This window comes from Streptomyces sp. NPDC086777 (assembly GCF_040702065.1).
GTDB lineage: Bacteria > Actinomycetota > Actinomycetes > Streptomycetales > Streptomycetaceae > Streptomyces.
This window is the reverse complement of the sequence record NZ_JBFBJI010000012.1, coordinates 164569-184900: the sequence shown is the minus strand read 5'-3', so window position 1 is coordinate 184900 and position 20332 is coordinate 164569. Positions and strand designations below refer to the sequence as shown.

The following is a 20332-nucleotide window of genomic DNA, read 5'->3' as shown; positions in this document are numbered from 1 at the left end:
ATGACCGACGACCGCCGGACACCGGTCGCGATCGTGGGCATGGCGGTGCTGCTGCCCGGCGCCGCCGGCCTCGACGCCTACTGGACCAACCTGCGCGACGGCGTGGACGCGATCGGCGAAGTGCCCGAAGGACGCTGGGACGCGGAGTACTACCGGCCCGGCTCGGCCACCGGGCCCGCCGTCCCCGACGAGGTGTACTGCAGGCGCGGCGGCTTCGTGGACGGGCTGGCCGAGGTGGAGGTCACCCGGTACGGGATCATGCCGAACTCCGTGGCCGGCACCGAACCCGACCAGCTGATCGCCCTGGACGTGGCCGCAGCGGCGATCGCCGACGCGGGCGGCGCGGACCGGCTGCCCGACCGGCACCGGATCGGGGTGGTGCTCGGCCGGGGCGGCTATCTCACCCCCGGCCTGGTCCGGCTCGACCAGCGGGTCCGCACGGCCGGGCAGCTCGTCCGCACCCTCGGCGAACTGGTGCCCGACCTCACCCCCGGCCAACTGGCACGGGTGCGCGAGGCGTTCACCGAGCGGCTCGGGCCCGCCAGCCCCGAGTCGGCGATCGGCCTGGTGCCCAACCTCGCCGCCTCACGGATCGCCAACCGCCTCGACCTGCGCGGCCCCGCCTACACCGTCGACGCGGCCTGCGCCTCCTCGCTGGTCGCCGTCGACCAGGCCGTCACCGAACTCGCCGCCGGACGCTGCGACCTGATGCTCGCCGGGGGAGTGCACCACTGCCACGACATCACCCTGTGGAGCGTCTTCTCCCAGCTGCGCGCGCTCTCCCCGAGCCAGCGCATCCGCCCCTTCCACCGCGACGCCGACGGCATCCTCATCGGCGAGGGCACCGGGGTCGTCGTCCTCAAGCGCCTCGCCGACGCCGAACGCGACGGCGACCGCGTCTACGCCGTGATCCGCGGCACCGGCGTGGCCAGCGACGGCCGTACCGCCGGACTCGTCAACCCCGACCCGGGCGGTCAGACCCACGCCGTGCGCCAGGCCTGGCGGGCCGCCGGGCTCGACCCCGCCGCACCGCACTCGGTCGGCCTCCTGGAGGCGCACGGCACCGCCACCCCGGCCGGGGACGCCGCCGAACTCACCACACTCGCCCAAGTGTTCGGACCGAGCGGTGGCGCGGCCGAGCGGGCCGTGCTGGGCTCGGTGAAGTCGATGATCGGCCACACCATGCCGGCCGCCGGAGTGGCGGGGCTGATCAAGGCCGCCCTCGCCCTCCACCACGCCACCCTCCTGCCCACCCTGCACTGCGACGACCCGCACCCGGCCCTGGCCGCCACCCGTTTCCGCACCCTGGACCGGGCCGCGCCCTGGGAGACCGCCCCCGGGCAGCCGGTCCGCAGAGCCGCGGTGAACGCCTTCGGGTTCGGCGGGATCAACGCCCACGTGGTGCTGGAGGAGGCCCCCGGCCACCGCGCGACCGCCGTCCCCCGCACCACCGGCGGCGCCGAACCCCGCGGCACGCACGCCCCCGGACCCCGCGTCACGGAAGCCACCGCCCCCCGCGTCGCGGAGGTCACCGAACCCGAGCGCGTCCTCCTGCTCGCCGCCGACACCCACGAGCGGCTCACCGCGCTCCTCGCCGCCGACGACTCCGCCGTCCTCGCCGTCGGTCTCGCCCCCGGGGGGACCCACCCGGAGGCGGGCCCGGTCCGCCTGGGCATCGTCGACCCCACCGCCAGACGGCTCGCCCTCGCCCGGCGCACGGTCGGCAGGGGCCGCGCCTGGCAGGGCCGCAACGACGTCTGGTTCCGGCCCGCCCCGCTGCTGCGCACCGGCAGGCTGGCCTTCGTCTTCCCGGGCCTGGAAGGCGAGTTCACTCCCCGCGTCGACGACATCGCCGCGCATTTCGGCCTCCCCACCGTCACCGGCCGCGTCACGGACGCCGTGCGGGTCGGGGACGTAGGCCGTCATGGGTTCGGTGTCGTCGGCGTGGGGCGGCTGCTGGACTCGGCGCTGCGCCGGATGGGCGTGGTGCCGGACGCGGTCGCCGGGCACAGCGTCGGCGAGTGGACGGCGATGGTGGCCGCCGGGCTCTACTCGGGGGAGCAGGTCGACGCCTTCATGACCGGGTTCGACCCCGACGCGGTCACCGTCCCGGGCCTGGCCTTCGCCGCCGTCGGTGCCCCCGCCGACCGGGTCCTCGCCGCGCTCCGCGCGGACTGGCCGGACGCCGGGATCGTCCTCTCCCATGACAACGCGCCGAACCAGTCGATGGTCTGCGGCCCGGACCGGGCCGTCGCGGACCTCGTCCGCGCCTTCCGCGCCGACGGCGTGCTGTGCCAGGTGCTGCCGTTCCGGTCCGGCTTCCACACCCCGATGCTGGCGCCGTACCTGGCCCCCATCAGGGAGGCCGCCGAGCGCTTCCGGCTGCACCGGCCGACGGTCCCGGTCTGGTCCGGCACCACCGCGGCCCCCTTCCCGGCGGCCGAGGCGGAGGTACGCGAGCTGTTCGTCCGGCACCTGCTGGAGCCCGTCCGGTTCCGGCAGCTGGTCGAGGCCCTGTACGCCGCCGGGCACCGGGTCTTCGTCCAGACCGGACCCGGGCAGCTGGCCTCCCTGATCGGCGACACCCTCGGCGACCGCGACCACCTCGCCGTCGCCGCCAACTCCCCGCACCGCTCCGGCCTGGCCCAACTCCGCCGTGTGGCGACCGCGTTGTGGACCGCGGGCGCCGCCGTCGCACCGGCGCTGCCGGGGACGTCCGGCACGGCCGCGCCGGTACGCCACCGGCCGCCCGTCAAGCTCGACCTGGGCGGCGCGCTGGTCTCCCTGGACGGCCCGGAACTGGCCGGGCTGCGCGCGGCGTTGGGCGGCAGGCGGCCCCCCGTCGGACCCTCCCCGCTGGACGACCTGGCCGGACGCGTCCCGGCCGCGGCCGAACTCGACGCGCTGCTGCGGGAGACGGCGGACACGGCGGCGGCCGTCCTCACCGCGATCGGCGCCCCGCCGGCCACCACGGCACCGCGCACCCCGGCACCCCGTCCCACGCCACACGTCCCGGCCCCGGCCACACCGCTCCCCGACGCCCGCACCACCACCCTCAGGGTGTCCCCCGAGGCGATGCCGCACCTCCTCGACCACTGCTTCTTCCCGCAACGCCCCGGCTGGCCCAGCACCGAGGACCGCTGGCCGGTGGTCCCCGCCACCACGATCGTCCAGCACATGATGGACGCGGCCGAGCACGCCACCGGACTGCGGGCGGTCGCCGTGCACGGAGCCCGCTTCGACCGCTGGCTCACCGCCACACCCGCCGTCGACGTCCCGGTCACCGTCACCCCCGAGGGCCCCGGCCGCGTCGCGGTCACCTTCGGCCCCACCGCCCGCGCGGTCGTGGAGGTGGCCCCGGACCACGCGCCGCCGCTCGCCGGCCCCGCCCGGCCCCCGGCTCCCGAGCGCACCCCCGACCACACGGCCGCCGAACTGTACGCCGAGCGCTGGATGTTCCACGGCCCGGCGTTCCAGGGCGTCACCGAACTCGCCGCGGTCGGCGACCGGCACGTGCGCGGCGTGATCACCACGCCCGCCGCCCCGGGCGCCCTGCTCGACAACGTCGGTCAGATCCTCGGCTACTGGATCATGTCCACCCGCACCGAGCGGACCGTCGTCTTCCCGGTGCAGATGCGGGAGATGCGCTTCCACGGCCCGCACCCCGCCCCCGGCACCGAGATCGGCTGCCTGGTGCGGATCACCTCGCTCACCGACACCGTCCTGGAGGCGGACGTGGAACTCACCGTCGGCGAGCGGGTCTGGGCCCGGATCGACGGCTGGCAGGACCGCCGCTTCGACAACGACCCGCACACCCGACCCGTCGAACGCTTCCCGGAGCGCAACACCCTCTCCGAGGCCAGGCCCGGCGGCTGGACCCTGCTCCACGAACGCTGGCCCGACCTGGCCTCCCGTGAGCTGATCATGCGCAACTCGCTGGGCGGAGCCGAGCGTTCGGAGTACGCCGCGCACCCGCCGCGCGGCCGCCGGCAGTGGCTGCTGGGGCGTATCGCCGCCAAGGACGCGGTACGCCAGTGGCTCTGGCAACACGGCGAGGGCCCGGTCTTCCCGGCCGAACTCCGCGTCCACAACGACGAGCTGGGCCGCCCGTACGTGGTCGGCGTGCACGGCCGCACGCTGCCCGCGCTGGACGTCTCGCTCGCCCACCGGGCGGAGGCCGCGGTGGCGATCGTACGCCCGCACACGCCCGGACCCGGTCCGGGCATCGACCTCGAAGAGGTCGCCGACCGCGACCCGGCGGCCCTGCGGGCCGCGCTCGGCGCGGACGAACTCCGGCTGCTGCACACACTTTCCGCAGACGACGCCGCGGGTTCGGCGGCGCTGTGGTTCACCCGCTTCTGGGCCGCCAAGGAGGCCGTCGCCAAGGCGGAGGGCACCGGATTCGACGGCAGACCAAGGGACTTCACCGTCCTGGAGGCGGCCCCCGACGGCAGCCGGCTGCTGGTCTCGGGCCGGCTGGAACGCGCCTACCCGGTGCACTGCGCGCCGGTCCGCAATCCCCCCGCACTGCCGGACCGCGACTACGTCGTGGCCTGGACCACCGGACCGGCAGCCGCAGACATCGAGGAGGACCCGCGATGAATCCCACCGAGCCCGAGATCCGCGCCGACGAGGAGGCCGTGCTGGCCGACCTCGCGGGGATGCTCCGCACCCTCCTGGAGGAGTACGGCGACGACGACGCCGAGATCGGCATGAGCACCACCTTCAACCGCGACCTGGAGCTGGAGAGCATCGACCTGGTCACCCTCGCCGGACTCCTCGAGGAGCGGTACGGCAAGCGGGTCAACTTCGCCGAGTTCCTGGCCGGGATGGAGTTCGACGAGATCATCGAGCTGACCGTCGGCCGGCTCGTCGAGTACGTGGTGTGGAGCCTGAAGGCCACGGAGGCGGGCTGAGCCATGGCGATCGTCGACACCGGAGACGTCCGGCTGCACGTACAGAGAATGGGCCCGGGGGAGGGCCGCACCCCGGCCGCCACCGTGGTCCTCGTCCACGGGCTGCTCACCGACAGCCTCGCCAGCTACTACTTCACCGTGGCCCCCGCCTTCGCCGTCTCCGGCCTCGACGTGGTCATGTACGACCTGCGTGGCCACGGCCGCAGCGGCCGCCCGTCCGGCGGCTACACCCTCGACCACAACATCGACGACCTGGAGGCCCTGCTCGACCGCCTGTCGATCACCGGTCCGGTGCACCTCGTCGGCAACTCCTACGGCGGCACCATCGCCTTCGGCTACGCGGCCCGCCACCCGGAGCGCGCGGCCAGCCTGACCCTCATCGAGTCCGAGCCGGCGACCGCCGCCTGGGCCGCGAAACTCGGCGGCATCCTGCACCGGGTCGTCACCGAACTCGCCCACAACGAGCCGGACGCGATCGCCTGGATCACCGCCAACCGCAGCCACAACACCGCCCGTCTCGCCAAGGGCGCGGCCCGGCTGGCCCGTGAGACCAGCCTCGGCCGGGACATCCCGGCCAGCCGGGTCCTGACCGACGACCAGATCAGCGCCGTTCGCTGCCCGGTCCTCGGCGTGTACGGCGGGGACTCCGACCTGGTGGAGGTGGTCCCGCTGAAGGAGGCCCTCCTCGCGGACTACCGGTCGGTGGTGCTGCCCGGGCACGAGCACTCCGTGCTGGTGGAGGCGGCCGGCACGGTCGGCGGGCACATCCTGGAGCTGATCCACTCGGTCAGCGGCGGCGTACGGGCCGGGGTCCGGTGAGCGGCTTCCTGTTCGCCGTACCGCCCCTGGTCGGGCACATCAACCCGGCCGTCGGCGTCGCGGCCGAACTCGCCGCGCGCGGGCACCGGGTGGCCTGGGTCTGCGCGGACGCCGGGCTGGTGCACCGGCTGGCGGGTCCGCAGGCCGCGGTGTTCCCCTGCGCGGGCGCCGTGGCGGGCGAACGGCCCGCCGACCTGCGGGGCGCGCAGGCGCTGAAGTTCCTCTGGGAGTGGTTCCTGGTGCCGCTGGCGGACGCCATGGCGCCCGGCGTGGCGGCGGCCGCCGACGCGTTCCGCCCCGATGTGGTGGTCGCCGACCAGCAGGCCTTCGCCGGAGCCCTGGTGGCCGAGCGGCTCGGGCTGCCGTGGGCGACGTCCGCGACCACCTCGGCCGAGTTCGGCGGCGCCTACGACGGCATCCCCAAGGTCGCCGAGTGGCTCCGGGACCGGCTCGCCGAGCTGCGCGGCCGTCTCGGCGACCCGGCGGGCACCGCCGACCCGCGCTTCTCGCCGTATCTCACCCTCGCCTTCACCACCCCCGAACTGGCGGGCCCCACCGGCCGGCCGGCGGTCCGCTACGTGGGTCCTTCGATCTCCGAGCGGCCGGTCGCCGACGGGTTCCCCTGGGACTGGCTGGACCCGAGCCGGGAGCGCGTCCTGGTCTCCCTCGGCACCGCCAACGCGGACGTGGGCGGGCGGTTCCTGGCCGAGTGCGTGGCCGCCGTACGCGACCGGGCCGACCGGGTCCAGGCGCTGGTCGCCGACCCCGGTGGCACCCTGCCCCCCGCGGCCGACGACAAGGACATCCTGATCCTGCCCTCGCTGCCCCAGCTCCCGCTCCTGGAACGGGTCGACGCGGTCGTCTGCCACGCCGGGCACAACACCGTCTGCGAGGCCCTGTGGCACGGCGTCCCGCTGGTCGTCGCGCCCATCCGAGACGACCAGCCGGTGATCGCCGGGCAGGTCGTCGACGCCGGCGCGGGCCTGCGGGTCCGGTTCGGCCGGGTCACCGCCCAGCGGCTCGGCGACGCCCTCGACACCGTCCTGTACGAGCCCGGCCCGCGCACCGCGGCGGCCGGGATCCGCACCGCGTTCCGCGCGGCGGGCGGCGCGCCGGCCGCGGCGACCCACCTGGAAGCCCTCGCAGCACACCCGCACGCAAGGAGACCCGATGAGCAAGCAGAGTGACGTCGAGGCGCTGCGCTCCGCCTACCAGCGGGACCTCGCCGGGGGCACCGACCGCTTCTTCGAGCCCCGGCGCACCACCTGCCCCTGGTGCGCCTCCGACCGGCTGACCACCCGGCTGCGCACCACCGACCTGCTCCAGCACAAGCCCGGCGCCTTCGTCCTCGACCGCTGCCGGGAGTGCGGCCACACCTTCCAGAACCCGCGCCTGAACGAGACCGGCCTGGAGTTCTACTACCGCGACTTCTACGACGGCCTCGGCGAGCAGAAGATGAGCGGCACCTTCGGCGGCCGCACCAAGATGTACCAGGGCCGCGCCCGGTCCATGGTCCCGCACGACCCGACCCCGAAGAACTGGCTCGACGTCGGCACCGGCCACGGCCACTTCTGCGAGGCCGCCCGCGAGGTGCTGCCCGGCACCGCCTTCGACGGCCTCGACTTCACCGACGGCGTCGAACTCGCCGCCCGCGAGGGCCGCGTCGAGCACGCCTACCGCGGCGCCTTCCCCGACCTGGCCCCCGAACTCGCCGCCCGCTACGACGTCGTCAGCATGTTCCACTACCTGGAGCACAGCACCGACCCCGACCGCGAACTGCGCGCCGCCCACGAGGCGGTACGCCCCGGCGGTCACCTCCTCATCGAGGTCCCCGACCCCGAGAGCCGCTATGCCCGGCTGCTCGGCCGCTGGTGGCTGCCCTGGCTGCAGCCGCAGCACCTGCACTTCGTCCCGGTCGCCAACCTGCGCGAACGGCTCACCGGTCTGGGCTTCACGGTCGTCGCCGAGGAGCACGCCGAGGCCCACGACCCCGTCGACCTGCTGGCCGCCGTCTGGCTCGCCCTGGACCACACCGCCCCGCCCGAGGACGCCCCCTGGCTGCCGACCCCGCCCGGCGCCCCGCAGAAGGCGCTCCGCGCGGCCCTGCTCGTCGCCGGCATCCCGGCCCTGATAGCCGGCACGCTCCTGGACCGGTTCGCCGTACGGCCGCTCTCCCGCCGCCTCCGCGTCTCCAACGCCTACCGGATCGTGGCCCGCCGCGACTGAGGACGGCTCACAGCGCCTTCGCGCGGATCATCGCCGACAGCACGAGGGCGCCCGGCAGCAGCGGAATCCAGTCGGTCAGGACGCGGTAGCCGATCACGGTGGCGGTGGCCACCGCCACCGGGGAGCCGAACGCGACCAGCGTGATCACCAGCGCCGCGTCCACGGCGACCCCGCCGGGCACCGGAACGGCCCCGCCCGCCGTGCCCGCGGCCAGATGGGCGAGGATCACGGTGCCCCAGGACAGCCCGAGCCCGAGCGCCTCCCCGGTGCAGGCCAGCACGCACGCCTGCACCAGCGGCATCGCGGTGGCCCCGCCCCACAGGGCCAGCACCCGGGAGGGCCGCGCATGCACGGTCCGGGCGTCGGTGAGCGCGGAGCGCACCAGCCCGGTGACCGGCCGCCGCAGCGGCCGTACGAGGGCCGTCGCCACGCCCGTCAGGGTGAGCACCGCGGCGACCGGGATCAGCACCACGCCGTCCGGCACCAGTTCACCCAGCCGCCGCCACGCCGACGAGGACAGCAGGAACCCGATCAGCACGGCCGTCTTCGCACCCGACTTCGCCACCGAGTAGAGCGCGATCGACGCGGTGGCCCGCTCCAGGGGGACGCCGCGGGTACGCAGGAAACGCACGGTGACGGCGTGCGCACCGAGCCCGGCGGGCAGCGCGTGGTTGGCCGCGCCGGCGGCGAACTGCGAGGCCAGCAGCAGTCCGGGCGGCAGCCGGTCGGGCACCGCACCCTGCCGCATACAGGCGGCCACCACCCAGGTCAGGCAGGTGAAACCGCCGGCGGCCAGCAGCCACGCCGGTTCGGCGCGGGCGAGCCGGGTGACGCCCTCGTACAGCAGGGACCGGTTGGTCAGCCCCCAGACCGCCGCGACGAGCAGCGGGGACAGGCACAGGGCGAGCCGGAGCGGCCGGCCCGCCACCGAGGTGGACGCCGGCAGCGGACGCACGGGCGCGTCGGGGCAGGGCGGGGACAGTGAGGACAGTGAGGACAGTGAGGACACGGGGACGTTGTCCTTCCACGGCGGGCCTGCGGTGGGGAGCCGCGGGCGAGCAGACGCCGGGGAGCCTTCCCGTCCCGTATGACACCCGGATGTCCGAAAACCTAAGGCAGGGGGGCGGGCCGGTGCCACGGGCGCGGTGGTACCCCGTCGACCCGGTAGCCTTCCTGGGGAAGGAGCACGCGACAGGGGAGGATCCGGCGGTGCACGTCCAGGAATGGCTCGACTCGGTGCCTGCGGTCGCCGTCTACGCAGTGGTGGCGCTGGTGATCGGCGTGGAGAGCCTGGGCATCCCGCTGCCGGGCGAGATCGTCCTGGTCTCCGCCGCGCTGCTCTCCTCCCAGCACTCGGGCATCAACCCGTTCGTCCTCGGCGCCTGCGCCACCGCGGGCGCGGTGATCGGCGACTCCATCGGCTACGCGATCGGCCGCAAGGGCGGCCGTCCCCTGCTGGCCTGGCTGGGCGGGAAGTTCCCGAGACACTTCAGCGAGGGGCACGTCGCCACCGCCGAGCGCTCCTTCGAGAAGTGGGGCATGTGGGCGGTCTTCTTCGGCCGCTTCATCGCCCTCCTCCGCATCTTCGCGGGCCCCCTGGCCGGCGTCCTCCACATGCCCTACTGGAAGTTCCTGACCGCCAACCTCCTCGGCGGCATCTGCTGGGCGGGCGGCACGACAGCGGTCGTCTACTACGTCGGCCTCGTCGCGGAGGACTGGCTGAAGCGGTTCTCGTACGCGGGCCTGGCGGCAGCGGTCCTCTTCGGCCTGGCATCGATGCTGGTCGTGCAGCGCCGGGCGAAGAAGGCCCGGACGACCGAGAAGGAGCCCGAACCGGTGAGCGCCGGCGACTGAAGCGCCCCGAAAGGGGCGCTGGGGGTACCCCCGGCCGAAGGCTGGGGGAGGAACCGCGCGGCCGGCCCGCACCCCGCCGCACCCGCCATGAGGCCTACTCGTGCACCCCGCGATGCGCCACGGCCAACTCCGCGTAGAAGGTCCCGTTGAGGGTCACCCCCTCCCGCTCCTCCTCCGTCAGCTCCCGCCGGACTTTCGCCGGCACCCCCGCCACCAACGACCCCGGCGGCACCACCATCCCCTGCGGCACCAGAGCCTGCGCCGCGACCAGCGACCCCGCCCCGATCACGGCACCGTTCAGCACGGTCGCCCCCATCCCGATCAGGCAGTCGTCCTCGACGGTCGCCCCGTGCACCACCGCGTTGTGCCCGATGGACACCCGCTCCCCGACCGTCACCGCAAACCCCGGGTCCGCGTGCAGGGTCACGTTGTCCTGGACGTTCGCCCGCGCCCCCACGGTGATCCGCTCCACGTCCCCCCGCAGCACCGCCCCGTACCAGACACTCGCCCCGGCCTCCAGCGTCACGTCCCCGATCACCGAGGCGGTCGGCGCCACGAACACGTCGGCCCCGACCTTCGGCTCGCGCCCCCCGATCCCCACGATCAGCGCCCGCTGCGTCATCACCGTCTCCCGTCGTCGTCGATTCCCCGGCAACCTACGCCACCGCCTGGGGCGAAGATCACAGCAGCCCACCCTCTTCAAGTCGCGGCCCGCTGAGTAGCGTGACTGCGTGCCGAAGCCCAAGAACACGTTCTCGTCCTGGCGTCGCCACCTCGCCCAACGCGCAGTTCACGCGGCCTGGGCCTGGGCGCAGCGCACGGGATCCGTCACCGCCGACCACCCCGGCCGGTTCCGGTTCGGCGCCCTCGGCGAGGCCACCCGGCTCGCCTTCCCGCTCGGCACGGTCTTCGGCGAACCGTGGATCCACCTCGGCTCGCACTGCATCGTCGGCGAGCAGGTCACCCTCACCGCGGGCCTGATGCCCGACCTCGACCTCGGCCCGGACCCGATCCTGCGCATCGGCGACGGCGTGGTCCTCGGCCGCGGCAGTCACGTCATCGCGGACACCACGGTCACCATCGGCAGCGACTGCTACTTCGGCCCGTACGTCTACGTCACGTCCACCAACCACTCCTACGACGACCCGCACGAGCCCATCGGACGGCAGTGGCCCCGCATGGAGCCGGTGGAGATCGGCCCGGGCTGCTGGATCGGCACGGGCGCGGTGATCCTGCCGGGCGCGCGGATCGGCCGGAACGTGGTGGTGGCCGCCGGTGCGGTGGTCCGGGGCACGGTGCCCGACCACGCCGTGGTGGCCGGCGCACCCGCCCGGGTGGTACGCCGCTGGACGCCCGAGACCGGCTGGCAGCCGCCGCTGCGCACGCCCCCGCCGGTGCCGATCCCGGCGGGCACCACGCCGGAGCAGCTGCGTGCGCTGGCGGAGCTGGACGAGGAGGACGTGGCGCGGCTCGCCGAGCTGGAGCCCGAGAGCTGAGCCGGGCCGCGGCCGGTGCGTACACCCGGGGCTGACGACGTCCGGGTGAGGTGTCGGACCGGGGGACCGGGGCACCGGCGAGGTATGGATGCACAGGCATGGACACTGCGGGGGCGCGGCCGGGCCGCTCGGGGGGCGCACCGTCAGGCGCTGTCCGTGGCGGCACGGGCCGGGTTCGCCGCCCGCGGACTGATCTACGTACTGGTGGGCGTGATCGCCCTGCGGATCGCCTTCGGGCCGGGTGGGGACGGTGGACAGCAGGCCGATCGCGGCGGTGCTCTGGAGGAACTGGCCGGCCGGCCCTTCGGGGCGGCACTGCTGGTGGTCCTGGCAGTGGCGCTCGCGGGCATGGCGCTGTGGCGCCTGTCCGAGGCGGTGTTCGGCGGAGCGGGACCCAAGGGCGCCGAGCCGTCCAAGCGTGCGGCCGCGGCGGGCCGGTGTGTCTTCTACGTCTTCGCCTGCTACTCCGTGCTGTCGTACGCGGTCGGGGACCACGGCAGCGGCAGCGGCTCCTCGGACCGGCAGACGGACGACGTCACCGCCATGGTGCTGGGCTGGCCGGGCGGCCAGTGGCTCGTGGGCGTGGCCGGGGCCGGTGTGGTGGTCGCCGGACTGTTGATGGCCGTCCGGGCCGTCCGGCTGAAGTTCCGGGAGAACCTGCGGACCGCTGCCATGTCCCAATGGGCCGGGCGGTTCACCGATGTCTTCGGGGCGGCCGGGGGTACGGCACGCGGGGTCGTCTTCGCGGTCGCCGGGGTCTTCGCGGTCGTCGCGGCCGTCAGGCACCGGCCCGGCGAGGCCAAGGGCATGGACGACACCCTGCGTGCGTTCCGTGATCTGCCCGCCGGTCCGTGGCTGCTCGCCGCGATCGCCCTCGGTCTGGCGGCCTTCGGCGTCTTCTCGTGGTGCAACGCACGCTGGCGCAGGATCTGATGCCGGGAACGGCACCGCTTCGCAGTACAGTTCGGTGCACGGTCAGGTACACCCCGCCGTAGTACATTTGATCAAACCCTGCACTCGAAAATAATGGACCGCGATGCCCTCGAAGATGGACAGAACGTGTCGGACCTCGACCTGCTGACCCAGTCCCTGGCCCGCAACGTCAAGCACTGGCGCGCGGTGCGCGGCTTCACCCTGGACGTGCTGGCGACCAGGGCCGGGGTCAGCCGTGGCATGCTGATCCAGATCGAGCAGGCCCGCACCAACCCGAGCATCGGCACGGTCGTCAAGATCGGTGACGCGCTCGGCGTCAGCATCACCACCCTGCTCGACTACGAACAGGGCCCGAAGGTCCAGATCATCCCCGCCGACAAGGCGGTCCGGCTGTGGCACACCGACGCCGGCAGCTACAACCGGCTCCTCGCCGGCACGGAGGCCCCCGGCCCGCTGGAGATGTGGGACTGGCATCTGATGCCGGGCGAGAGCAGCCCGTCGGAACCCCACCCCACCGGCACGGTGGAGATCGTCCATGTCACCGCCGGCGAACTCACCCTCACCGTCGACGGCACCGACCACCGCGTGCCGACGGGGGCCAGCGCCTCCTTCGAGGCGAACACGGCCCACGTGTACGGCAACACCGGGGACGTGCCGATGGAGATGGTCATGACGGTCTCCGTGCCACCCGTGCCCTGAGCCCGGCGGGCCGGGCTGTTAGCGTGCGGACATGCGCGCACCCATCGGAGACTTCGACACCGCCGTCCCCGCCCCCGACTGCCTCGACGAGCTGACCGCGCCGGTCGCCGACGCCGTTCGGCACTGGACCGGCGCTGTGCCCGCCGACCGGATCGTCTACGTCGAGACCGACCCGCAGTGGGCCGACACCGCGGTCTTCGTCGAGCACTACGGGCACGACCTGCTGGACAGGTCGGCCAACTGCGTGGTGGTGGCCGGGAAGCGCGGCGGCGAGACCACCCTGGCCGCCTGCCTGGTGCTGTCCACCACCAAGGTGGACGTCAACGGCGTGGTGCGCCGCCAACTCGGGGCCCGCAAGGCCTCGTTCGCCTCGACGGACACCGCGACCGGCGCGACCGGCATGGAGTACGGCGGCATCACCCCGATCGGACTCCCGCGCGACTGGCCGGTGCTGGTGGACCCGGCCGTGGTGGACCTGCCCTACGTCCTGGTCGGCAGCGGCCGCCGGCGCGGCAAACTCCTCGTCCCCGGCAAGGCGTTCGCCGACCTGCCGGGCGCGGTGGTGCTGCCGGGGCTGGGTGTCTGAGCGCCGCTGAAGGGGCGCCGGAGTCACCCCCGGCCGAAGACCGGGGGACGAACGGTGCGACCGGCCGCGACGGCGCCGCACCCGAACGGCCGCGGCACTCGCGGCTTTCCGGCGCAGCGCTCAGGCCCCGCCGTGTGCGTGGTGCGCCAGTGCCAGATGCGGGTCCGCCTGGCCCGGCGCCGGTGCCGGATCCGCGTGCACCAGGGCGGCCGTCAGCCGTGGCACGGCGTGCAGCAGTGCGTGTTCCGCCGCGACGGCGACCGCGTGGGCCTGCCGTACCGTCGTCTCACCGTCGACCACGACCGCCACCTCGGCGCGCAGCCGGTGCCCGATCCAGCGCAGCCGCAGCTCACCCACCGCCCGCACGCCCGGCACCTCGCGCAGCGCCCGCTCGGCCCGGTCGGTCAACTCCGGGTCCACCGCGTCCATCACCCGCCGGAACACCTCGCGCGCCGCGTCCCGCAGCACCAGTGCGATCGCCGCGGTGATCGCCAACCCCACCAGCGGATCGGCGAGTTGCCAGCCCAGGGCGGCGCCGCCGGCCCCCAGCAGCACGGCGAGCGAGGTGAACCCGTCGGTGCGGGCGTGCAGCCCGTCGGCCACCAGTGCGGCCGAGCCGATCTCCCGGCCCACCCGGATCCGGTACCGGGCCACCCACTCGTTCCCGGCGAACCCGACGAGCGCGGCCACCGCGACGGCCGTCAGGTGCGAGACCGGACGCGGGTCCAGCAGCCGCTCGACGGCGGTCCACGCCGCGAAGACCGCCGACGCGGTGATCGTCAGCACGATTGCGATCCCCGCGAGGTCCTCGGCCCGCCCGTAGCCGTACGTGAAGCGGCGGTTCGCGGCGCGGCGCCCGAGCACGAAGGCGATGCCCAGCGGTACGGCGGTCAGCGCGTCCGCCGCGTTGTGCACCGTGTCCCCGAGCAGGGCGACCGAGCCGGACAGGACCACCACGACCGCCTGCACGAGCGCCGTCGCGCCGAGCACGGCCAGCGAGACCCAGAGCGCGCGCATGCCCCGCGCCGAGGACTCCAGCGCGGGATCGAGCTTGTCGGCCGTCTCGTGGGAGTGCGGCGTCAGAAGGTGGGTGAGGCGGTGGCCGAGGCCGCCGGCGGGGGAGTGGTCGTGGCCGTGGTCGTGCTCATGGCCGTCCGCACGTCCGTGGCCGTGGCCGTGGGCGTGGGCGGGTTCGCCGTGCCGGTCGGGGGTGGGTGCGTGCTCGTGACGGTGCCGGTCGGGGGTGGGTGCGTGCTCGTGACGGTGCCGGTCGCTCATGCGGCTCCCCTCTCCGGTGCGCGGGACGTGGACACGGGAGGCCCACGACGCCATTATGTGCGTATGAGCGCACGCTTGCACCTATCACCTGCGCATCATGCGCATCCGCGCACCCCGGGCGAGGAACAGTTCGCGCTCGCCGCCGAACTCCTCGCCCTGCTCGGCGACCGCACCCGGCTCACGCTGCTGCACGCCCTGACGGCCGGGGAGGCCGACGTCACCACGCTCACCGAGGTCTGCGGCGCCGCCCGGCCCGCCGTCAGCCAGCACCTGGCCCGGCTGCGGCTGGCGGGCCTGGTGGGCACGCGCAAGGAGGGCCGGCGGGTGGTGTACTCGCTGCGCCACGGTCATCTGCGCCGGCTGGTCGAGGAGGCGCTGAAGGTGGCGGACCACCGGCTGACCGAGACCGCCGCCGAGGCGGACGGCTGAGCTTCCGCCGGAGGCCGCCGGCGGGCGTTCAGAAGGCGGTGGCCGCACCGAGGTACTGCTCGGCGAACGCCGTCGCGGCCGCACGTGAGGTGAACAGCCTGCGCAGCCGGGCCAGGCTGGTGCCCGCGAGGAACGGATCGCCCGAGGCCGTGCCGTGGTAGATGCCGGACAGGAACCGCGAGAACTCCTGGTAGTCCCAGACCCGGCGCAGGCAGGCGTGGGAGTAGCCCGCCAGGCCCGTGTCGTCGCCCTTGGTGACGTGCGCGGCGAGTGCGTCGCCCAGCAGGAAGGCGTCGTGCAGGGCGAGGTTCATGCCCTTGGCGGCGATCGGCGCGGTCAGGTGCCCGGCGTCACCGGCGAGGAGGAGGCGGCCGAACACCAGCGGCTCGACCACGTAGTCGTGCATGTCCAGCAGGCGTTTCTCGGTCAGCCGCCCCTCGGTGAGCGGCGGCGCCCCGGCCGCGCCGAGCCGCTCGTGCAACTCGTCCCAGACGCGGTCGTGCGACCAGCTCTCCGGATCGTCGCCCGGCGGGCACTGCAGGTAGTAGCGGGTGACCTCGGGGCTGCGCGCCATGTGCCCGGCGAAACCGTTCGGATGGACGCCGAACACCACGCAGTCCGAGGACGGCGGTGCCTCGGCGAGCAGGGCCAGCCACGCTATGCCGTAGTCCTGCCGGGCGATGCGCACCCGCCCCTGCGGTACCGCGTCCCGGGTCACCCCGCGCGCCCCGTCGCAGCCCGCCACGAACTCACAGCGCAGGACGTGCCGTTCACCGGTCTCGGGGTCGAGGTACGACACCGCGGGCCGGTCCGTCTCCAGGTCGTGCAGCGCGACGTCCCGCACCCCGAACCTGATGTCCCCGCCGCGCGCGTCGGCGTACTCCCGCACCAGGTCCGTCACCAGCAACGGCTGCGGGTAGATGTAGTGATGATGGCCCGTCAGCTCGCTGTAGTCGAACCGGAACCGGTCGCCGCCGAAGCGGAACTCGCACTCGCTGTGCACCTGCGCGCGGGCCGTCAGGCCGTCGCCCAGGCCGCGTTGCCGGAGCCCGCGTACCGCATACTCCTCGATGACCCCGGCCCGCGGCCGGGTCTCGATGAACTGTCTGCTCTCGGCCTCCAGCACCACGCAGTCGACATCGGCGGCCCGCAGGATGTTCCCGACGGTCAGTCCAGCGGGCCCGGCGCCCACGACGACGACCGTACGGCGTTCCTCGGAGGGGGAGTTGTGGTGGGGGGAGGGGTGAGTCACCCTCGCATTATGACGGTGTCCCGTCAGCCACGGCAGTGCCACCGTGGCTGACGGGACGCGGGTGAGGAGGCGGGGTCAGTGCGCCGGGGCGTCCGTGACCACGACCTCGTCGATGCTGCGCTCGATGTCCTCCGTCGTGGAGGCGGTCGACTTGGCCCAGTAGTAGATGCCGACGGAGAAGGCAGCGATGACCAGGATGTCCCACCACAGCCCGATGTTGTTCTGGCCGCCGAAGCTGCCCTGCCAGGAGATCACGCCCATACCGATCAGGTAGACCGGCAGCCACTGCGCGGCCCGGAAGTCCAGCCGGGGTGCGTCCGGCAGGTTCTTGCTGTGGGCGTAGACGGCGTAACCGCCGAGCAGCAGGTAGCCGAGGACGATCGCGAGGCCGAGCCGCCACAGGATGTCCCAGCCGGACCAGTAGATGATCAGGTTGGCGACCACGAACGACAGCGGGGAGACCAGCTTGCCGAAGGGCAGCCGGTACGGGCGCTCGTGCTGCGGCAGCTTGTCGGTGAAGACGCCGTACGCCAGCGGGGCGCCGGCGTACATCAGCACGCTCGCCGAGGTGATGAAGCCGACCAGCTGCTGCCAGCTCGGGAACGGCAGGAAGCAGACCACACCGGTCACGAAGGACATGATGAGCCCGAACCACGGCACACCGCGCGTGTCGGTCTTCGTGAAGATCTTCGGCGCGTAGCCGTTCTTCGCCAGGCCGTAGGAGACGCGGGAGGTGGCGGTGGTGTAGATCAGGCCGGTGCCACCGGGGGAGATGATCGCGTCCAGGTAGAGGATCCAGGCCAGCCAGCCGAGGCCCACGAGGGTGGCGAGGCCCGCCCACGGCCCGCTGATGCCCTTGTACGCGAGGTGGCCCCAGCCGTGCGCGAAGGTGCTGTGCGGCAGCGCGGCGATGAACACGACCTGGAGCAGGACGTAGATCACGGCGCCGATCGCGACCGAGCCGAGTGTGGCGCGCGGCAGGTCCTTCTTCGGGTTGCGGCTCTCGCCGGCCAGCTGGATGGCCTGCTCGAAGCCGAGCAGCGCGAAGATGATGCCGCTGGTGCTGATCGCGGTCAGTACGCCCTTGGCGCCGAAGGGGGCGAAGCCCTCCGAGTGGAAGTTGGCCGGGTGGAAGTTGCCGACCGCGATGATGAAGATCGCGGCCAGCGGCACGGCGATTTTCCACCAGGTCGCGGCGCTGTTGGTGTGGGCGAGCACCCGGACGCCGAAGAAGTTGACGCCGACGAACAGGGCCATGAGGACGACGGCCGCCAGCAGACCGCTCGCCGTCAGAGTGCCGTCGGCGTGCTGGAGGTGCTGGGCCCACTTCCAGTGACCGGCGTAACCGATCATGGCCTCGACCTCGATCGGGGCCACGGTCGCGGCCTGCAGCCAGGAGAACCAGCCGAAGGACATGCCGGCCAGGCCGCCGAACGCGTAGTGCGGGTAGCGGGCCGTGCCGCCCGCCACCGGGAACATGCCGCCGAGTTCGGCGTGCACCAGTGCCAGGAGCACGATCGCGATCGCGCCGATCACCCACGAGATGATCGCCGCGGGGCCGGCCACGCCGACCGCCTTCTCGGCGCCGTACAGCCATCCGGAGCCGATGATCGAGCCCACAGAGGCCCACATCAGGCCGATCAGCCCGACGTCCCGCCTCAGACCGCCCGAAGGTGTGATGTCCTCCGTGGCGGCTTTCTCGACACTCACCATGTCAAGTGGCCTCTCAGTTTCTGAACGCAGATTTAACGAGCAAGAGGGCACAACTTAAGGGCGCACGCCGCAGGCCGAGAAGAGTGTTTCCAAAGATTTGACCCTCGATCTTTCCTGTCTTGGCCAAAGCTTTTGCACAGGTCAGCGAGGGTCATGGAATGTCCGTATTCAGTTGCGTTAAGTGAGAAGAAGGTAAGACAGGCAAGCTCAGATTTTCCTCAAATCCGGCTCAGTTCCGGCCCAGGAGAGGAATTTCGATGGCCGGGCAGCGGTCCATGACCATGTCCAGTCCCGCGGCCCGCACCCGCTCGTACGCCGCCTCGTCGACCACCCCGAGCTGGAACCACACCGCCTTCGCGCCCTTCGCCACCGCCTCGTCCGCGACCGCGCCGGCCAGCTCGCCGTTGACGAAGACGTCGACGACGTCGACCTCGAAGGGGATCTCCGAGAGGGACGCGTAGCCCTGCTCGCCGTGCACCGTCTCCGCCTTGGGGTGGACCGGCACGATCCGCTTGCCGAACCGCTGCAGCACCTGCGCCACCCCGTACGCCGCGCGTCCCCGGTTGGACGACAGGCCGACCACCGCCCAGGTGTCACCGGTCCCGGTCAGAATCCTGCGGATCGTCGCTTCGTCGCCGTACACCGTCGGCCTCCTCGGCTCGGGGAACATTCGCCGTGGGCAACAGTGGCCGCCGGACCCTGATTCCCTGGCCCGGGCCGGGTCCGCGCAGTACCGTCGGGACAGCCCGCCCGGCAGGGGGTGTCGCATGTCCCGCATGTCCCGCCACGGTGACCTGAATCGTCGCAAGGTGCCTGCGTGCGGCCCGCCGCCCGCCTACGCTCAGCCCGTGCTGCGCATCCTCGACGCCAAGTCCGGTGAGACCGTCCCCGCCGTCTCCGCCCGCCGTGCCCTGACCCGGGTGGAGGTACACGCCTTTGGGTACGACCTGACGGCACTGCGGGTCCTGCTCACCACCGACCTCCTGCTGCGCGCACTGGAACTCGGCGGCACCCCGGTCCTGCCCCTGCTCACCGCCGACCACCACCAGGCCGAGCTGCACGCCGCCGCCACCACCCTCGGCATCCGCCCCTTCGAGGACGGCCGCGACCTCGCCGGGGGACTCGGTGAGGCACAGGTCGTCCACGTGACGGCTGTCGGCGCCACCGTGCCCGGCACCGGCGTGACCGTCGCGGTCGCACCGGCCGGCGGTCCCGACGCCGGGGTCCTCGGCACGCTCGACGACCCCGCCGCGCTGCGGCTGGCCCTCCTCGACGCCCCTCGCGGCACGGCCGTCCACCTCGGCGCCGGCGCCCTCGACGCGGCCGGCCGGCGGCTCGGCAGGCTGCGCCAGGCGGTGGCGCACTGGGCGCGCAGCCCCTCGCGGCCGGTACCCGAGAAGGTGCGGGGACGGCTGCGGGACGCCTGGGAGGACGACCTCGACGTGCCCGCGGTGCTCGGCGTGCTGCGCTGGATGGAGAACCAGCCCGAGATCCCGGACGGCGCCCGCTTCGAGACCTGCGCCTACGCCGACCGGCTGCTCGCCCTCGACCTCACCCGCGACCTCGGGCGGGCGGCGTGATCACCAGGGCGGGCGCGGGCCCGCTGCGCCGCCTGGTCGTGCTGCGGCACGCCAAGTCGGCCTGGCCCGAGGGTGTCCCGGACCGCCTGCGCCCGCTCGCGGACCGCGGCCGCCGGGACGCCCCCGCGGCCGGCCGCGCCCTCGCGGAGTCCGACTGCCTGCCCGACCTAGCCGTCTGCTCCACCGCGGTGCGCGCCCGGCAGACCTGGGAGCTGGCCTCCGGCCAGTGGGGCACCCCGCCGCCGGTCCGCCACGACGCGCGGGTGTACGCGGCCGGCGTACCCGACCTGCTCGAGGTCGTCCACGAGGTGCCGGGCGAGGTGGAGACCCTGCTGCTGGTCGGCCACAACCCCGGCCTGGAGGAACTCGTCCTCGACCTCGCGGGCGACGGCCTCGACGACACCCTGGAGCAGGTCCGCAAGAAGTTCCCGACGTCCGCGATCGCCGTCCTGGCCTGGCACGGCACGACATGGGCGGCCCTCGCCCCCGGCACGGCCCTGCTGACGGAGGTGACGGTGGCCCGGGGCCGCAAGGAGGGGTGAGGGGGGAGC

Annotated in this window: 19 protein-coding genes; 13 read left to right on the top strand and 6 right to left on the bottom strand. The window is 73.7% G+C overall.

Annotation, left to right across the window (positions count from 1 at the left end):
• The 5 genes from AB0472_RS19100 to AB0472_RS19080 are packed head-to-tail and all read left to right on the top strand — an operon-like array spanning position 1 to position 7961.
• Positions 1 to 4602, top strand: coding sequence for a beta-ketoacyl synthase N-terminal-like domain-containing protein (locus AB0472_RS19100; RefSeq protein ID WP_366357625.1), 4602 nt, complete (start codon positions 1 to 3; stop codon positions 4600 to 4602).
• The gene (locus AB0472_RS19095) at positions 4599 to 4916 is read left to right on the top strand and encodes an acyl carrier protein (protein ID WP_093505746.1); all 318 of its coding nucleotides are present in this window, start codon (positions 4599 to 4601) and stop codon (positions 4914 to 4916) included. The genes AB0472_RS19100 and AB0472_RS19095 overlap by 4 nt, the downstream gene beginning before the upstream one ends.
• A gap of 3 nt (positions 4917 to 4919) precedes the next feature.
• The gene (locus AB0472_RS19090) at positions 4920 to 5735 is read left to right on the top strand and encodes an alpha/beta hydrolase (RefSeq protein WP_366357624.1); all 816 of its coding nucleotides are present in this window, start codon (positions 4920 to 4922) and stop codon (positions 5733 to 5735) included.
• Complete coding sequence (locus tag AB0472_RS19085) at positions 5732 to 6922, top strand: glycosyltransferase (protein ID WP_366357623.1); 1191 nt, start codon at positions 5732 to 5734, stop codon at positions 6920 to 6922. The genes AB0472_RS19090 and AB0472_RS19085 overlap by 4 nt, the downstream gene beginning before the upstream one ends.
• Entirely contained in the window at positions 6906 to 7961 is a 1056-nt protein-coding gene (locus AB0472_RS19080) for a class I SAM-dependent methyltransferase (protein WP_366357622.1), read from the top strand. Before AB0472_RS19085 ends, AB0472_RS19080 begins: the two co-directional genes overlap by 17 nt.
• Positions 7962 to 7968: 7 nt before the next feature.
• Here the strand turns inward: AB0472_RS19080 and AB0472_RS19075 are convergent, their stop codons facing one another.
• Positions 7969 to 8970, bottom strand: coding sequence for a lysylphosphatidylglycerol synthase transmembrane domain-containing protein (locus AB0472_RS19075; RefSeq protein ID WP_366357621.1), 1002 nt, complete (start codon positions 8968 to 8970; stop codon positions 7969 to 7971).
• Positions 8971 to 9170: 200 nt separating this feature from the next.
• Here AB0472_RS19075 and AB0472_RS19070 point away from each other — a divergent pair, with 200 nt between their 5' ends.
• Positions 9171 to 9815 (top strand): DedA family protein, encoded by a 645-nt coding sequence (locus AB0472_RS19070; protein WP_366357620.1) that lies wholly within the window; start codon positions 9171 to 9173, stop codon positions 9813 to 9815.
• A 94-nt stretch (positions 9816 to 9909) separates the two neighbouring features.
• On the opposite strand, the gene AB0472_RS19065 is transcribed toward AB0472_RS19070, so the two are convergent.
• A complete protein-coding gene (locus AB0472_RS19065; RefSeq protein ID WP_366357619.1) occupies positions 9910 to 10437 on the bottom strand; it encodes a gamma carbonic anhydrase family protein in 528 nt (175 codons plus the stop codon).
• 109 nt (positions 10438 to 10546) lie between these two features.
• Between AB0472_RS19065 and AB0472_RS19060 the strand changes: the two genes are divergently transcribed.
• The 4 genes from AB0472_RS19060 to AB0472_RS19045 all read left to right on the top strand — a co-directional run bounded on the left by AB0472_RS19060 (position 10547) and on the right by AB0472_RS19045 (position 13529).
• On the top strand, positions 10547 to 11311 hold the full coding sequence (locus tag AB0472_RS19060; RefSeq protein ID WP_366357618.1) for an acyltransferase: 765 nt from the start codon (positions 10547 to 10549) through the stop codon (positions 11309 to 11311).
• An 84-nt stretch (positions 11312 to 11395) separates the two neighbouring features.
• Positions 11396 to 12244 carry a DUF1206 domain-containing protein gene (locus AB0472_RS19055; protein WP_366357617.1) on the top strand — a complete coding sequence of 283 codons (849 nt, stop codon included), beginning with the start codon at positions 11396 to 11398 and terminating at the stop codon, positions 12242 to 12244.
• Between the two features lie 126 nt (positions 12245 to 12370).
• Positions 12371 to 12943, top strand: coding sequence for a helix-turn-helix domain-containing protein (locus AB0472_RS19050; protein ID WP_366357616.1), 573 nt, complete (start codon positions 12371 to 12373; stop codon positions 12941 to 12943).
• 31 nt (positions 12944 to 12974) lie between these two features.
• The gene (locus AB0472_RS19045; RefSeq protein ID WP_366357615.1) at positions 12975 to 13529 is read left to right on the top strand and encodes a YbaK/EbsC family protein; all 555 of its coding nucleotides are present in this window, start codon (positions 12975 to 12977) and stop codon (positions 13527 to 13529) included.
• Positions 13530 to 13649: 120 nt separating this feature from the next.
• Here the strand turns inward: AB0472_RS19045 and AB0472_RS19040 are convergent, their stop codons facing one another.
• Complete coding sequence (locus AB0472_RS19040) at positions 13650 to 14807, bottom strand: cation diffusion facilitator family transporter (RefSeq protein ID WP_366357614.1); 1158 nt, start codon at positions 14805 to 14807, stop codon at positions 13650 to 13652.
• Between the two features lie 63 nt (positions 14808 to 14870).
• On the opposite strand from AB0472_RS19040, the gene AB0472_RS19035 reads away from it, so the two are divergent.
• Positions 14871 to 15236, top strand: a complete 366-nt coding sequence (locus AB0472_RS19035; protein ID WP_366357613.1) for a metalloregulator ArsR/SmtB family transcription factor — start codon at positions 14871 to 14873, stop codon at positions 15234 to 15236.
• Positions 15237 to 15264: 28 nt separating this feature from the next.
• Here the strand turns inward: AB0472_RS19035 and AB0472_RS19030 are convergent, their stop codons facing one another.
• The 3 genes from AB0472_RS19030 to AB0472_RS19020 all read right to left on the bottom strand — a co-directional run bounded on the left by AB0472_RS19030 (position 15265) and on the right by AB0472_RS19020 (position 18844).
• A complete protein-coding gene (locus AB0472_RS19030; RefSeq protein WP_366357612.1) occupies positions 15265 to 16488 on the bottom strand; it encodes a 4-hydroxybenzoate 3-monooxygenase in 1224 nt (407 codons plus the stop codon).
• A gap of 75 nt (positions 16489 to 16563) precedes the next feature.
• On the bottom strand, positions 16564 to 18201 hold the full coding sequence (locus AB0472_RS19025) for an APC family permease (RefSeq protein WP_366357611.1): 1638 nt from the start codon (positions 18199 to 18201) through the stop codon (positions 16564 to 16566).
• Positions 18202 to 18430: 229 nt separating this feature from the next.
• Complete coding sequence (locus AB0472_RS19020; protein WP_366357610.1) at positions 18431 to 18844, bottom strand: CoA-binding protein; 414 nt, start codon at positions 18842 to 18844, stop codon at positions 18431 to 18433.
• A gap of 205 nt (positions 18845 to 19049) precedes the next feature.
• On the opposite strand from AB0472_RS19020, the gene AB0472_RS19015 reads away from it, so the two are divergent.
• Complete coding sequence (locus tag AB0472_RS19015; protein WP_366357609.1) at positions 19050 to 19781, top strand: hypothetical protein; 732 nt, start codon at positions 19050 to 19052, stop codon at positions 19779 to 19781.
• The gene (locus AB0472_RS19010) at positions 19778 to 20323 is read left to right on the top strand and encodes a histidine phosphatase family protein (RefSeq protein ID WP_366357608.1); all 546 of its coding nucleotides are present in this window, start codon (positions 19778 to 19780) and stop codon (positions 20321 to 20323) included. Before AB0472_RS19015 ends, AB0472_RS19010 begins: the two co-directional genes overlap by 4 nt.
• The last annotated feature ends 9 nt before the right edge of the window (positions 20324 to 20332 follow it).

What these genes read in the sequence shown, in the direction of transcription:
- AB0472_RS19090 (WP_366357624.1), top strand. Translation starts at nt 4,920, where the DNA reads ATGGCGATCGTCGACACCGGAGACGTCCGGCTGCACGTACAGAGAATG.
- AB0472_RS19055 (WP_366357617.1), top strand. Translation starts at nt 11,396, where the DNA reads ATGGATGCACAGGCATGGACACTGCGGGGGCGCGGCCGGGCCGCTCGG.
- AB0472_RS19095 (WP_093505746.1), top strand. Translation starts at nt 4,599, where the DNA reads ATGAATCCCACCGAGCCCGAGATCCGCGCCGACGAGGAGGCCGTGCTG.
- AB0472_RS19065 (WP_366357619.1), bottom strand. Translation starts at nt 10,437, where the DNA reads ATGACGCAGCGGGCGCTGATCGTGGGGATCGGGGGGCGCGAGCCGAAG.
- AB0472_RS19045 (WP_366357615.1), top strand. Translation starts at nt 12,975, where the DNA reads ATGCGCGCACCCATCGGAGACTTCGACACCGCCGTCCCCGCCCCCGAC.
- AB0472_RS19100 (WP_366357625.1), top strand. Translation starts at nt 1, where the DNA reads ATGACCGACGACCGCCGGACACCGGTCGCGATCGTGGGCATGGCGGTG.
- AB0472_RS19035 (WP_366357613.1), top strand. Translation starts at nt 14,871, where the DNA reads ATGAGCGCACGCTTGCACCTATCACCTGCGCATCATGCGCATCCGCGC.
- AB0472_RS19040 (WP_366357614.1), bottom strand. Translation starts at nt 14,807, where the DNA reads ATGAGCGACCGGCACCGTCACGAGCACGCACCCACCCCCGACCGGCAC.
- AB0472_RS19025 (WP_366357611.1), bottom strand. Translation starts at nt 18,201, where the DNA reads ATGGTGAGTGTCGAGAAAGCCGCCACGGAGGACATCACACCTTCGGGC.
- AB0472_RS19080 (WP_366357622.1), top strand. Translation starts at nt 6,906, where the DNA reads ATGAGCAAGCAGAGTGACGTCGAGGCGCTGCGCTCCGCCTACCAGCGG.